A 686-nucleotide genomic window follows, 5' to 3' on the forward strand; every position below is an offset into this window, starting at 1 on the left:
CTGCTGCAGGCCATGAGGCCGCGACGCCGTGGCGCCGGCGGCGCGCCGGTGAGCGAGCTGCGCGTGGACGGCGGCGCCTGCGTGAACGACCTGCTCATGCAGTTCCAGGCCGACCTGCTGGGCATTCCCGTGGTGCGGCCCGCGGTGATCGAGACCACGGCGCTGGGCGCGGCCTACCTGGCCGGCCTGTCGAGCGGCGTGTACCGCAGCACCGACGAGCTGTCGGACCTGTGGCGCGCCGAGCGCCGCTTCATGCCCACGCTGGGCGCCCCCCGCGCCCGCGAACTCATGGCGCGCTGGGAGCACGCCGTGCGGCAGGCCTCGCTCGACTGAAAACCGCCGCCCCGGCCCCCCCCGCCGCAGCGCAGGCGCTAACATCCTGCGCTTCGCCTCCACCTGCCCACCGCCGCCATGAATGCCACGCCCGCCGCGACCGATTCGCCCTCCTCCGCCATCGCCTTCATCGGCGGGGGCAACATGGCCAGCGCCATCATCGGCGGGCTGATCCGCCAGGGCGTGCCGGCCGCGCAGATCGAAGTGGTCGAGCCCTGGGCCGAGGCTCGCGCCGCCCTGCTCTCGCAGCACGGCATCACGGCGCACGAAGCGGCCGGCCCCGCGCTGGCCCGGTCCGGCACCGTCGGTGTGGGCCGTCAAGCCCCAGACCTTCCAGGCAAGCGGCCCGGCAG

General features: G+C 75.2%; 1 protein-coding gene and 1 pseudogene. Both read left to right on the plus strand.

The features are described 5' to 3' along the window. A partial coding sequence (locus tag AC27IQ_RS26400; RefSeq protein WP_487091425.1) for an FGGY-family carbohydrate kinase occupies positions 1-333 on the plus strand: 333 nt, incomplete at its 5' end. 78 nt (positions 334-411) lie between these two features. Beyond that, a pseudogene (locus AC27IQ_RS26405) lies at positions 412-686 on the plus strand (pyrroline-5-carboxylate reductase family protein); the annotation flags it as partial.

This window comes from Acidovorax sp. KPB24-07, from assembly GCF_057543315.1.